At 72.4% G+C, this 12,510-nt stretch carries 12 protein-coding genes and 1 pseudogene; 5 read left to right on the top strand and 8 right to left on the bottom strand.

The window, feature by feature from the left end:
• Positions 1-227: 227 nt before the first annotated feature.
• The 5 genes from GBN72_RS12285 to GBN72_RS12265 all read right to left on the bottom strand — a co-directional run bounded on the left by GBN72_RS12285 (position 228) and on the right by GBN72_RS12265 (position 4,237).
• The gene (locus GBN72_RS12285; protein WP_151771728.1) at positions 228-1,130 is read right to left on the bottom strand and encodes an NAD(+)/NADH kinase; all 903 of its coding nucleotides are present in this window, start codon (positions 1,128-1,130) and stop codon (positions 228-230) included.
• Complete coding sequence (locus GBN72_RS12280) at positions 1,127-2,185, bottom strand: SPFH domain-containing protein (protein ID WP_151771727.1); 1,059 nt, start codon at positions 2,183-2,185, stop codon at positions 1,127-1,129. The genes GBN72_RS12285 and GBN72_RS12280 overlap by 4 nt, the downstream gene beginning before the upstream one ends.
• Before the next feature lie 177 nt (positions 2,186-2,362).
• Positions 2,363-2,605 (bottom strand): DUF6243 family protein, encoded by a 243-nt coding sequence (locus GBN72_RS12275; RefSeq protein ID WP_151771726.1) that lies wholly within the window; start codon positions 2,603-2,605, stop codon positions 2,363-2,365.
• 124 nt (positions 2,606-2,729) lie between these two features.
• The gene (locus tag GBN72_RS12270) at positions 2,730-3,506 is read right to left on the bottom strand and encodes an SDR family NAD(P)-dependent oxidoreductase (protein ID WP_151771725.1); all 777 of its coding nucleotides are present in this window, start codon (positions 3,504-3,506) and stop codon (positions 2,730-2,732) included.
• Positions 3,507-3,568: 62 nt separating this feature from the next.
• On the bottom strand, positions 3,569-4,237 hold the full coding sequence (locus GBN72_RS12265) for an MOSC domain-containing protein (RefSeq protein ID WP_151771724.1): 669 nt from the start codon (positions 4,235-4,237) through the stop codon (positions 3,569-3,571).
• Positions 4,238-4,331: 94 nt separating this feature from the next.
• Here GBN72_RS12265 and GBN72_RS12260 point away from each other — a divergent pair, with 94 nt between their 5' ends.
• Positions 4,332-5,243, top strand: a complete 912-nt coding sequence (locus GBN72_RS12260; protein ID WP_151771723.1) for a LysR family transcriptional regulator — start codon at positions 4,332-4,334, stop codon at positions 5,241-5,243.
• Positions 5,244-5,512: 269 nt separating this feature from the next.
• Here GBN72_RS12260 and GBN72_RS12255 read toward each other — a convergent pair.
• Positions 5,513-5,824: pseudogene (locus GBN72_RS12255) on the bottom strand (WhiB family transcriptional regulator); the annotation flags it as partial.
• 403 nt (positions 5,825-6,227) lie between these two features.
• On the opposite strand from GBN72_RS12255, the gene GBN72_RS12250 reads away from it, so the two are divergent.
• From GBN72_RS12250 to GBN72_RS12235, 4 genes are all read left to right on the top strand, one after another.
• Complete coding sequence (locus tag GBN72_RS12250) at positions 6,228-6,839, top strand: response regulator transcription factor (protein ID WP_003948568.1); 612 nt, start codon at positions 6,228-6,230, stop codon at positions 6,837-6,839.
• Positions 6,840-7,132: 293 nt separating this feature from the next.
• Positions 7,133-7,708, top strand: a complete 576-nt coding sequence (locus GBN72_RS12245; RefSeq protein WP_151771722.1) for a sigma-70 family RNA polymerase sigma factor — start codon at positions 7,133-7,135, stop codon at positions 7,706-7,708.
• 224 nt (positions 7,709-7,932) lie between these two features.
• The gene (gene guaB, locus GBN72_RS12240) at positions 7,933-9,438 is read left to right on the top strand and encodes an IMP dehydrogenase (RefSeq protein ID WP_151771721.1); all 1,506 of its coding nucleotides are present in this window, start codon (positions 7,933-7,935) and stop codon (positions 9,436-9,438) included.
• Between the two features lie 114 nt (positions 9,439-9,552).
• Positions 9,553-10,677: a GuaB3 family IMP dehydrogenase-related protein gene (locus GBN72_RS12235; RefSeq protein ID WP_151771720.1), complete on the top strand. Its 1,125-nt coding sequence runs from the start codon at positions 9,553-9,555 to the stop codon at positions 10,675-10,677.
• Between the two features lie 73 nt (positions 10,678-10,750).
• Here the strand turns inward: GBN72_RS12235 and GBN72_RS12230 are convergent, their stop codons facing one another.
• Together GBN72_RS12230 and GBN72_RS12225 are read right to left on the bottom strand one after the other, a co-directional pair.
• The gene (locus GBN72_RS12230; protein WP_151771719.1) at positions 10,751-11,350 is read right to left on the bottom strand and encodes a proline-rich domain-containing protein; all 600 of its coding nucleotides are present in this window, start codon (positions 11,348-11,350) and stop codon (positions 10,751-10,753) included.
• Between the two features lie 117 nt (positions 11,351-11,467).
• On the bottom strand, positions 11,468-12,510 hold a 1,043-nt coding region (locus GBN72_RS12225; RefSeq protein WP_151772015.1), incomplete at its 5' end, for a nucleotide sugar dehydrogenase.

Genomic DNA, 12,510 nt, shown 5'->3' with positions numbered 1-12,510 from the left:
GCGGAGCGCATGCGGGTGTAAGCGGTCGTCTGCGAGGAGAATCCGGCGCCCCTGCCGGTCCGGCCGACCCTTCTGCAGCGGTCGACCGCGTCTGTTGTCGCCTCATCGATCGTGATGCCGGTCGTGGCGAACATTCCGGTCGATGACGAGCGCTCCGTCTTGCTTGGGTATCCGCACGAAACCGGACCAGTCCGCGGCAGGACCCGCCGCGGCCCGTCCGAGGGCCGTCACACCAGCCGCAGGCGGTCCGCGCAGACGCCGACGCGGACGGTCTGGCCCCAGGTCAGGTCGAGGGCGTCGTCCTCCATGCCGTCGCCGAAGGCCACCAGGTGCTCGGACTCGACGGTGAGGGAGAGGCGGGCGCGGGCGGCCAGTTCGCCGGCGACCAGGGAGGTGCCCGTGCCGGGGGACGGCCAGGCCTCGCGGACGTACCAGAGGAGGCGGTCCTCGGTCGGGCGGGGGAGGGGCAGCTGGGCTTGGCCGGGGCGCTCCTGCCACACGGAGCGGATCCAGCCGGTCGCGCCCGTGCCGGTGCCGATCAGGACGCCGGAGGACGCCTGCGACTCGGTGGGGGCTGAGGGGGCGTCGAGAGCCAGGCGGTAGCGGGCGGTCCGGTGGCCGGGGGCGCCCAGGTAGATCTCGTTGAGGGCGGTAAGCCGCTGGGTGTCGTCCGCGACGGCCTCGACCATGGTGAGCTCGTCGGCCCGGACGGAGGGCAGTGCCGCGTGGGGCAGGAGCCGCCGTGCGGCGGCGGGGCGGTGCCGGACCAGGACACCCGGGTTGCGGCCCGGGTCGGTGTCGATGCCGATCACCGGCTGGCCGGCGAGGTACTTGGCGACGTTGGCGACCAGGCCGTCCTGGCCGACCACGACCACCACGTCCTCCGGTGCGAACAGGAACCGGTCCACGTCGCGCCGCTCGACCCGCGCCTGCCGCCAGGTCAGCGGTATGGCGGCCGCCACCTCGGCCAGCGCGCGGCGGGTCCGCGCGTGGCGTTCGGCGACCTCGTCGATGCTCCGGCCGCGGGAGGAGAGGAAGAAGGCGGCCTGGCCGTGGGTGCCGTGCCGGGCCACCAGCTCCTCGTACTCGGTGGCCCGGTGCACCACCACGGCGCGCGGCGCGAGACTCATGCCGCGGTCCCTCCGGTGCCGGTACCGGTGCCGGTGCCCCTGCCGGTGCCGGGAACGGTGCCGCCCCCGGCCAGCTTCGCGAGCAGGCCGGTGAGGACGTCCGGCGAGATGGTGAGGTTCGCGATGTCCGGGACGTGCTGGGCGAGCTGCATGCCGGTCAGCGCCCGCAGCGTGCCGGCGTCGACCTCGGCGTGCACCCGCAGCCAGGCGGCCTGCGCCTCGGCCTTGGCCGCGCCGGTCTCCCGTTCCGCCTGTGCCTGAGCCTGTGCCAGCCGCACCGTGCGCGCCGCCTCGGCCTCGGCGCGCACCGCGTCGGCTGCCGCCTTCTCCTCAGCCTGGCGGCGCGCGTTGGTGCCGTGCTGGTCGACCAGCTGCTCCTCGCGCCGGGCCAGTTCGATCTTGCTGGCCAGCTCGTTCTCGGCGATGGTCCGCTCCCGTTCCACCGCCACCGCCCGCCGCTCGTAGGTGGCGCGGTCCGCCTCCTGCTGGATCCGCTCCCGCGCCGGGGTGCGCAGCGCCCGCTCCACCTCGGGCTCCGGCCGCAGTGCCACCACCCGCACGGTGACGATCTCGATGCCGGTCGCCGGCAGCCGCGGCTCCGCGGCCAGCCCGGCCGCGACCCTCTCCCGCACCAGCCCGACCCCGTCCGCCAGCGCCCGCTCCAGCGGGGTCCGGGCCAGCACGTCGAGCACGTGCTGCTGTGCCGACTCGGTGAGCAGCGTGGAGAGCTGCTCCAGGGGCGCGCCCCGCCAGATGCCGGTGTCCGGGTCGATGGAGAAGTCCAGTCGCTCGGCGGCGACGGCGGGGTCGCCGATCCGGTAGGTGACGGTGGCCTGCACGGTCAGGTCCTGGAAGTCGGCCGTGCGGGCGTGGAAGGTCATGGCGAGTTCGCGGTCGTCCACCGGAACCTCGGAGAGCGCGGCGGTCAGCGACCGGTACCAGAAGCTGATCCCGGGCCCCTCGTGCGCGAGCTGCCCGGAACGGTGGTGCCGGATGTGCGCGGTGGGCGTTCCGCGCAGGTGGCGCATGCCGAAGCGCTTGATGATGTCAGCCATGAGGGCCTCCCTGGCACCGGTTTTCGTCCCTCTGACGATATTGCGCCCACCTTATTTTCGTCAACCCGACGAGAAGGGGTCGCCGTCGCCGGCGTCTCCGGTGCCGGGCGAGACCGGACGGAGCGAGGAACGACGATGGCCGCCTCCCAGAGGGAGGCGGCCACGGTGCTTTACGGCTCAGCCCTGCGCGTCGGAGCTGTCCGTCCGCGCGTCGGAGCCGTCCGTCTGCGCGTCGGAGCCGTCCGTCCGCGCGTCCGTGCCCTGCGTGCGCTCGCGCATCTTGCGGAGCAGTTCCCGCTTCTGCTCGGCGGCCGTCTGCCGGCTGTTGGAGCCGGCGGTGACGGAGGCCTTCTGATCGGAACGGGACAGCTTCTTGCGCTGTCCGCCGACGCCGAGCATGTCGTTGCGTCGGTTGGCCATCGGAGTCCCATCGGTGAGTGGTGGGCTGGAGCACGGCTGGGTCATGACGCCCACCGGTGTCGGAGCTGCCCCGGCTGCTCGTAGCCTAATCGCCCCCCGGTCCAGGGCCACCATGATTAACCGCTCAGCGGTCCGGCCCGTACTTCCGGCCCGCCGACGTGGAGACGCCGCCGATCAGGTTGCGCGGGACCAGCTTGGTCAGGCCCATCAGGGTCTTGTAGCGCGGGTCCGGGATCGAGACGGTCTTGCCGCGGGTGAGGTCGGCGAGGGCCGCGGTGACGACCTTGTCGGCGTCCAGCCACATCCAGCCGGGGATGTTGTCCGTGCCCATGCCCGCCCGCTCGTGGAACTCGGTGCGCACGAAGCCGGGGCACAGGGCCATCAGGCGGACGCCGTCCGCCGCCACGTCGCGGGCCGCGCCCTGGGTGAACTGGACGACCCACGCCTTGGACGCGCCGTACGTGCCGCGCGGGAGGAAGGCAGCCACCGAGGCCACGTTGATCACGCCGCCGCGCCTGCGCTCCCGCATCCCCTCGACCGCCGCGGAGGTCAGGCGCAGCACCGCCTCGCAGTGGACCTTGAGCATCCGCAGCTCGTCGGCGACCGGGACCTCCAGGTACCGGCCCTTGTTGCCGAAGCCCGCGTTGTTGACCAGCAGGTCGACGGGGTCGCGGCGGTCGGACAGGCGGGCGGCCACCGCCTCGATGCCCTCGTCGGCGGCGAGGTCCGCGGTGAGCACCTCGGCCTCGATGCCGTGCCGGTCGTGCAGTTCGGTCGCCTGCGTGCGCAGCCGCTCGGTGTCCCTGGCCACCAGCACCAGGTTGTGCCCGCGGGCGGCCAGCTGCCGTGCGAAGGCGGCGCCCAGGCCGGCCGTCGAACCTGTGATCAGAGCCGTAGTCATGGGGTCAGATTAAGCAGGCCGGGACGCGTGGGGGAGGTGGGGCCGCAGGGTGGAACCGCGCGTCAGGACGGGCGGCCCGCGAGGAACGTGTGGACGGTCGCGCGCTCCTCCTCCGGGAGGTCGTCGCCCGCCTCCAGGAGGCGGGGCAGCAGCCCGCGCTCCAGGGTCAGGGCGCGGAAGGAGAGGGCGATCGTGATGTCGTGGTCCGGACGGCGGACGACCTCGACGGCGTCGCCGGCACGGATCTCGCCGGGGGTGACCACCCGCAGGTAGGCGCCGGGCGCCCCCTTGGCGGTGAACCGCTTCACCCACCGGGGCTCGCCCAGATGGCCCTGGAAGGTTCCGCACGGGATGCGCGGCGAGGTGACCTGGAGGACCACCTCGGGGCCGATGCGCCACCGCTCGCCGATGCGGGCGCCGGAGACGTCGAGGCCGGAGGTGGTGAGGTTCTCGCCGAAGACGCCGTTGCGCAGCGGCCGGCCGAGCTCGCGCTCCCACTCGTCCAGGTCCTCGCGGGCGAACGCGTAGACCGCCTGGTCGTCGCCGCCGTGATGGCGGGTGTGGCAGACCGCGTCACCGGTCATGCCGCTGCCTCCGGTGCCCTTGGGGCCGGGGGCGAAGACCCGGACGGGACCGTCCACCGGGCGCTTGTCGATGCCGGTGAGGCCGTCGCGCTGGCTGGTGTACGGCACGACGGCGGCGGTGGCGAGGTTGAGTGAGAGCACCTTCATACCTGGCACGGTAGCGGCGCCGTGGTCAAAGCGGGAGTCGATATTCTTCTTTCCGGTACAAGCCTCACTTATGGGCTGACCTATGCTGGGCAGGGTGATCGAGGCTCGTCATCTCCGTGTCCTGCGCGCCGTGGCCACCACCGGCTCGTTCTCCGCGGCGGCCCGTGAGCTGGGCTGCACCCAGCCGGCCGTCAGCCAGCAGATGAAGGCGCTGGAGGCCTCGGCCGGTACGCCGCTGATCGTCCGCGCCGGGCGCGGCATGCGCCTCACCCAGGCGGGTGAGGCGCTGGTGCGGCACGCCGCGGGCATCCTCGCCGGGCTGACCGCCGCGGAGGAGGAGGTCGCCGCGATCGCCGGGCTGCGCGCCGGCCGGGTCCGGCTGGTGTCCTTCCCGAGCGGCAGCTCCACGCTGGTGCCGACCGCCCTGGCCGCGCTGCGCGCCGAGCACCCCGGCACCCAGGTGTCGCTGGAGGAGGCGGAGCCGCCGCGTTCGGTGGAGATGCTCCGCGCCGGTGACTGCGACGTGGCGCTGGCCTTCCGGTACGGCGGCGCGGCGGGCTCCGCGGAGTCGCAGGAGTGGGACGACCTGGTGGTGCGGCCGCTGCTGAGCGACCGGCTGGTGGGGCTGGTGCCGCAGGGGCACCGGCTGGCGTCCGCCGAGTCGGTCGGGATCGGGGAGCTGGCCGAGGAGCCCTGGATCGCGGGCTGTCCGCGGTGCCGCGGGCAGCTGGTGCAGGTGTGCGCGGAGGCAGGGTTCACGCCGCGGATCGACTTCGCGACGGACGACTACCCGGCGGTGGTCGGGCTGGTCGGCGCCGGACTCGGGGTGGCCGTGCTCCCCCGGCTGGCGGTGGAGGCGGTGCGGGGGCGGGGCGTTCGCGAGGTCCGCGTGGAGCCGGCGGTGCGGCGCGAGGTGGTCGCCCTCACCCTCACCGACCTCGAGCAGGTTCCCGCCGTCGCGGCCACCCTCCGCCAGCTGGAGCGTGCGGCGGCCGCCCGCGTCTGAGGCCCGGCCCTCGCCGCCCGGTCACCGCCCGGGCTTCGTGCGGTGGCGTGCGGTGGTCGCGCGATGGTCGCCCGGTACGAGGCCCGGCGCTCAGGAGAAACGTTTCACTCGTCGGCGCCGTGCATGCCGTCGATGTCATCCATGCCGCCCATGCCGCCCATGCCATCGATGCCGTCCATGCCGTCCGGCCTCCCGGACACGCTGTGGACGCCGTTCATCCTCTGCGTGCCGTGCGCGGCACTCGCCCCGTGCCCCTCGTCGCGGTCGCGGTGGCCGCCCCGGTCCGGCACGGGGACCAGGCGGTGCCGCGCCCGCCCCATCAGTTCCTCGCGTTCGTCCTCGGTGAGCCCGCCCCACACCCCGTACGGCTCGCGCACCGCCAGCGCGTGGGCGGCGCACTCGGCCCGGACCGGGCACCGCATGCACACCTCCTTGGCCGAGTTCTCGCGGGCGCTGCGCGCCGCCCCGCGTTCACCCTCCGGATGGAAGAACAGCGAACTGTCGACTCCTCGGCAGGCGGCGTGGAGCTGCCAGTCCCACAGATCCGCGTTAGGGCCGGGAAGGCGGGAGAAATCAGCCATGGCGTGTCCCCTTGGTGCTGGTTGCCGGTTCGGCGACCGCGTACCCGCGATCAATGAAGATCTACGAACGATCTAAGGAGATGAAAATATGACTCATTGCGAATCTAGTCACAGACACCAGCAAAACGGAAGAAAAGGGACCAATCGGGTCAGAGGCCATGGGGAAAGCTTGTGTGCATGCTGTGAGTCACTGTGAGGTGATGACCCCCTCACGTAGAGTGCTGAAGGCGGCCTTTCTCCCCGTAACTCTTTCGAGTGACCGTCGTTGAGAGGGCGAGGCGGTCGACGGAACAAGCGCTCGGGTGGATGATCCGAGAGGCCCACGAAGGATCGACCGCACAGGTGACGATTTCGTACCAGCCTGGAGGCTCAAGGTGACGCGCATCAGCTGCGGAGGGCGGTCATGACTTCCGTCCTCGTCTGCGACGACTCCCCGCTTGCCCGAGAGGCGCTCCGCCGCGCGGTCGCGACCGTGCCCGGCGTCGAGCGTGTGACGACGGCGGCCAACGGCGAGGAAGTCCTCCGCCGCTGGGGCGCCGACCGCTCGGACCTCATCCTCATGGACGTCCGCATGCCCGGCCTGGGCGGTGTCGAGACGGTCCGCCGCCTCCTCTCCGCCGACCCCGGGGCCCGCATCATCATGCTCACCGTCGCCGAGGACCTGGACGGCGTGGCGCTCGCCGTCGCCGCCGGTGCCCGCGGCTACCTGCACAAGGACGCCTCCCGGGCGGAACTGCGCGCCACGGTGACGCAGGCCCTGGCCGATCCGACGTGGCGGCTCGCCCCTCGCCGTCTGCGCTCCGCCGAGATGGGCGCCGCGCCCACGCTCACGGCCCGCGAGATCCAGGTCCTGGAGGGCATGAGCCACGGCCGCTCCAACGCGGAGATCGGCCGTGAGCTGTTCCTCTCCGAGGACACGGTCAAGACCCATGCCCGCCGGCTCTTCAAGAAGCTCGGCGCCTCGGACCGGGCGCACGCCGTGGCGCTCGGGTTCCGGTGGGGCCTGGTCCGGTAGGACCCGCTCGTGGGTCGCCTCGATGACTGCGTCAGGGCGGGGTGCCGGAGAGCCCTCCGGAGGACCCCGCCTGCCGCACCTGTGACGGAGACGTCAGAACCTCCCGACGGGTGCCCGATGCTCGTTTCGCCGCGGATGCCGCATCCTTGAGGTGTGGAGTTCTCGGGGACGAGTCGGTCGAGCGGAAGGGGAGGGCGCAGGAGATGAGTGCCGGCGCACCTGCTCATAACGCTTCGGTGCACAACCAGGGGCACGGCGGACCCGTCTCGCAGGCTCCAGGGCACCATGGAGCGATGCGCGACGACGAGACGACGGTGATCGGTGCCCTCGTCCGTCGTGCGGTCGACGGGGACGAACAGGCGACGCACGACCTGCTGGCCCGGGTGCATCCGCTGGCGTTGCGGTACTGCCGCACCCGGCTGTCCCGGCTCCCCGGCGACGCCCGCCACTTCGTGGAGGACCTGGCGCAGGAGGTCTGCGTGGCGGTCCTGCTGGCCCTGCCGCGCTACCGGGACACCGGCCGGCCCTTCGAGGCGTTCGTCTGCGCCATCGCCGCGCACAAGGTCGCCGACCTGCAGCGCGCCGCCATGCGCCACCCCGGTTCCACGGCGGTGCCCTCCGACGAGATGCCCGAGCGGCCCGACGACTCGCTCGGCCCCGAGGAGCGGGCCCTGCTCAGCAGTGACGCGGAGTGGGCGAAGAAGCTGCTGGCCAACCTCCCGGAGAACCAGCGCGAACTGCTGCTGCTCCGCATCGCCGTCGGTCTCACGGCGGAGGAAACCGGCCAGATGTTGGGAATGTCACCCGGTGCCGTACGGGTCGCCCAGCACCGTGCGCTGAGCCGCCTGAGGGCGCTCGCCGAGCAGTGACCGTCACTGCGCGCGACGGACGGAGCGGCGATTACCGGCCACCAGGGCGTCCGTGCCCCAGCGGGGAGGCGTCCGCGCCTCCCGGCCCGGCCTCCGGTCACAGCCGGTAACCGAACGCGGAGCCGGTGCGTCACCCGCCGCGCCCACGAATGGTGGAATGCCGGACCCCTGGATCCCGTTAGCATGGACATCCGCACCGATCAAGGCCATTTGGGGAAGGTGTCATGACTGCAAACGTCGACGGAGTGCCCGCCAAATTCGCGACACTCGGGCTGACCTACGACGACGTGTTGCTGCTACCGGGAGCGTCGGACGTCCTCCCCAACGCGGTCGACACCTCCACGCGGATCTCCCGGAACATCAAGGTGAACATCCCGCTGCTCTCGGCGGCGATGGACAAGGTGACCGAGTCCCGGATGGCCATCGCCATGGCCCGCCAGGGCGGTGTCGGTGTGCTGCACCGCAACCTGTCGGTCGAGGACCAGGTCAACCAGGTCGACCTGGTGAAGCGGTCCGAGTCGGGCATGGTGACCGACCCCATCACCGTGCACCCCGAGGCCACCCTCGCCGAGGCGGACGCGCTCTGCGCCAAGTTCCGCATCAGCGGCGTCCCGGTTACCGACCCGGCGGGCAAGCTGCTGGGCATCGTCACCAACCGCGACATGGCCTTCGAGACCGACCGCAACCGCAAGGTGCACGAGGTCATGACGCCGATGCCGCTGGTCACCGGCAAGGTCGGCATCTCCGGCACGGACGCCATGGAGCTGCTGCGCCGCCACAAGATCGAGAAGCTTCCGCTGGTCGACGACGCGGGCGTCCTCAAGGGCCTGATCACGGTCAAGGACTTCGTCAAGGCCGAGCAGTACCCGAACGCCGCCAAGGACTCCGAGGGCCGGCTGCTCGTCGGCGCCGCGGTGGGCGCCAGCCCGGAGGCCCTGGAGCGGGCCCAGGCGCTGGCCGCCGCCGGCGTGGACTTCCTGATCGTGGACACCTCCCACGGCCACAACAGCAACGCCCTGTCCTGGATGGCCAAGATCAAGTCCGCGGTCGGCGTGGACGTGATCGGCGGCAACGTCGCCACCCGTGACGGCGCGCAGGCGATCATCGACGCCGGCGCGGACGGTGTGAAGGTCGGCGTCGGCCCCGGCTCCATCTGCACCACCCGCGTGGTCGCCGGCATCGGCGTGCCGCAGGTCAGCGCCATCTACGAGGCGTCCCTCGCCTGCCGTCCGGCCGGTGTGCCGGTGATCGGCGACGGCGGCCTCCAGTACTCCGGCGACATCGGCAAGGCGCTGGCGGCCGGCGCGGACAGCGTGATGCTGGGGAGCCTGCTGGCCGGCTGCGAGGAGTCCCCCGGCGAGCTGCAGTTCATCAACGGCAAGCAGTTCAAGTCCTACCGCGGCATGGGCTCGCTCGGCGCGATGCAGTCCCGCGGCCAGGGCAAGTCGTACTCCAAGGACCGCTACTTCCAGGCCGAGGTCAGCTCCGACGAGAAGCTCGTCCCGGAGGGCATCGAGGGCCAGGTCCCCTACCGCGGCCCGCTCTCCAACGTGCTGCACCAGCTCGTCGGCGGCCTCCGCCAGACCATGGGTTACGTGGGCGCGGAGACCATCGAGCAGATGGAGTCCAAGGGCCGGTTCGTCCGGATCACCTCGGCGGGCCTCAAGGAGAGCCACCCGCACGACATCCAGATGACGGTCGAGGCGCCGAACTACAGCGGCCAGCTGTAACGGGAAGCACGAAAGACACGCAGCAGGGCGGCCCCGCGGAGTGCGGGGCCGCCCTCGTCATGGGCGTCGGTGATACTGGATGACGCCTGACAAGCAGAGGGAAAGGCCACAGACGTGACTGAGATCGAGATCGGGCGCGGCAAGCGCGGCCGCCGGGCGTACGCCTTCGACGACATCGCCGTCGTCCCGAGCCGCCGTACGCGGGACCCGCAGGAGGTCTCGATCGCCTGGCAGATCGACGCCTACCGCTTCGAGCTGCCGTTCCTGGCCGCGCCGATGGACTCGGTCGTCTCCCCGGCCACCGCCATCCGGATCGGCGAGATGGGCGGCCTCGGCGTCCTCAACCTCGAGGGCCTGTGGACCCGCTACGAGGACCCGCAGCCGCTGCTGGACGAGATCGCCGGGCTGCCGGCCGAGGCGGCCACCCGCCGCCTCCAGGAGATCTACGCCGCCCCGATCAAGGAAGAGCTGATCGGGCAGCGCATCAAGGAGGTGCGCGACGCCGGTGTGGTGACCGCCGCGGCGCTCTCCCCGCAGCGCACCGCAGAGTTCTCCAAGACGGTCGTGGACGCCGGCGTCGACATCTTCGTGATCCGCGGCACCACGGTGTCCGCCGAGCACGTGTCCTCCGCGCAGGAGCCGCTGAACCTGAAGCAGTTCATCTACGAGCTGGACGTGCCGGTGATCGTGGGCGGCTGCGCCACCTACACGGCGGCGCTGCACCTGATGCGCAGCGGCGCGGCGGGCGTGCTGGTCGGTTTCGGCGGCGGCGCCGCGCACACCACCCGCAACGTGCTGGGCATCCAGGTGCCGATGGCCACCGCGGTCGCCGACGTCGCGGCCGCCCGCCGGGACTACATGGACGAGTCCGGCGGCCGCTACGTGCACGTGATCGCCGACGGTGGCGTGGGCTGGTCCGGCGACCTGCCGAAGGCGATCGCCTGCGGCGCGGACTCCGTGATGATCGGCTCCCCGCTGGCGCGCGCCACCGACGCGCCGGGCAAGGGCCACCACTGGGGCATGGAGGCGGTCAACGCCGAGCTGCCGCGCGGCAAGAAGGTCGCGCTGGGCACGGTCGGCACGCTGGAGGAGATCCTCACCGGCCCCTCGCACACGCCGGACGGATCGATGAACTTCTTCGGCGCGCTCAAGCGGGCGATGGCCACGACCGGCTACAGCGAGCTCAAGGAGTTCCAGCGCGTCGAGGTGACGGTCGCGGACTCCCAGCACCGCCGCTGACCGCACCGCTCACGCACGAGGGCCCGCCCACCGATCGCTTCGGTGGGCGGGCCCTCGTGGCGCAGGGTGCGGATCAGTCGTTGCCGACCTTCTTGGCGACGCTGAACGCCGCGGCGCCGCCCAGGGCGAGGAAGAGGAAGCTGAGGACGTCCAGCTGCTCGCTCCACACCTGCTGGACGGAGCTGAAGTCCTCCGTCAGCACCTGGAGGAAGCTGTCGTACGGCAGCAGCGGGCTGTCCGCCGCGAAGACGGCGATGCCGATCACCTGGCCGAGGTAGACGGCGCCCAGCGAGATGATCGCGGCGATCGCGCCGGTCACCGGGTTGCCGCCGCCGATCTTGCCGGCCACCAGGCCCACGAGGGCGCCGACGCCCACCGCGGCGTAGCCGATCTCCACCTCGGCCTTGCCGATGATCATGCCGTAGACGACGGCCGCCACCAGACCGGCGACCAGACCGGCCACGGCGCCCAGCGCCAGCTTGCCGCCCGAGGGCAGCGCGGGGATGGCGGGCGCGGTGTAGGCCGGAGCGGCCGGGTACTGCGGCGCACCCTGGGGCGCGCCCTGCGGCGCGCCGTAAGGGCCACCCTGGGGCGCGCCCTGGGGCGGGACGCCGGGAGCGGCGGCGTACGGGTTGCCCTCGGCGGGCTGCTGAGGAGGCGTTGGTTGGGTCATGACAGTTCCCCCGTTGGTACGAGCGGGTGTACGAAGAAGGGGCAGAGTAGCAGTGGAGCCCCGCCGCCTTCGCCGGTTTTCGGCCAGTGGTCCGCCCGTCCGTGGGGTACCGCGTCGTCAGAGCCGGTGCGCCGCTCCGGTGGGTGTGGCGCCCCGGGTGTCCAGCAGGAGCTGGGCCTTCACGGACAGACTCTGCAGGTCGTAGGCCCGGTGCTGCTGGAGCAGGATGGTGAGGTCGGCGTTGGCGGCGGCCTCGTGGAGGGAGTCGGCGCGGGGCACGGGGCGGTCGCGAACGCGCCACTCCCCGATGTACGGGTCGTGGAAGAGGACCTGGGCGCCCAGCTCACCGAGCCGGACGGCGATCTCCTCGGCGGGGGTGCTCCGCTCGTCGTCGAGGTCGGGCTTGTAGGTGACGCCGAGCAGCAGGACCCGGGCGCCGCGCGCGGACTTGCCGTGCTCGTTGAGGAGGGCGGCGGCCCGCCGGGCCACGTACAGGGGCATGCCGTCGTTGACCTGCCGGGCGAGTTCGACCATGCGCAGGGCGGGACCGTCGGGGCCGGCGGAGTGCTCGGTCAGGTCGCGGGGAAGGCCGTGGCCGCCGACGCCGGGGCCGGGGCGGAACGCCTGGAATCCGAACGGCTTGGTCTCGGCGCAGCGGATGACGTCCCAGAGGTCGACGCCGAGGCCGTGGCAGAGCACCGCCATCTCGTTGACCAGGGCGATGTTGACGTGCCGGTAGTTGGTCTCCAGCAGTTGCACCGTCTCCGCCTCGCGCAGGCCCCGGGCCCGCACCACGCGGTCGGTGATCCGGGAGTAGAAGGCGATCGCCGACTCGGTGCAGGCGGGGGTGAGGCCGCCCACGACGGTGGGGGTGTTGCCGGGCGTCCAGGCGCGGTTGCCGGGGTCGACGCGGCTGGGGGAGTAGGCGAGGTGGAAGTCGCGGCCGGCCGTCAGTCCGGAGCCCCGCTCCAGCACGTCGCGCAGGAAGCCGTCGGTGGTGCCCGGGTGGACGGGTGACTCGAGGATCACGGTGGTGTGCGGGCGCAGCCGGGCGGCCAGGGTGCGGCCGGCGGAGGCCACCTCCGTGAGGTCCAGGCCGCCGTCCGCCGCGCGGGTGACGGGCGCGCAGATGACGGCGGTGCGGACCCGGGCGAGTTCGT

The sequence above is a fragment of the Streptomyces abyssomicinicus genome, from assembly GCF_008974245.1.
GTDB lineage: Bacteria > Actinomycetota > Actinomycetes > Streptomycetales > Streptomycetaceae > Streptomyces > Streptomyces abyssomicinicus.
The sequence above is the reverse complement of the archived record's forward strand: the minus strand, read 5'-3'. Positions and strand labels throughout refer to the sequence as shown.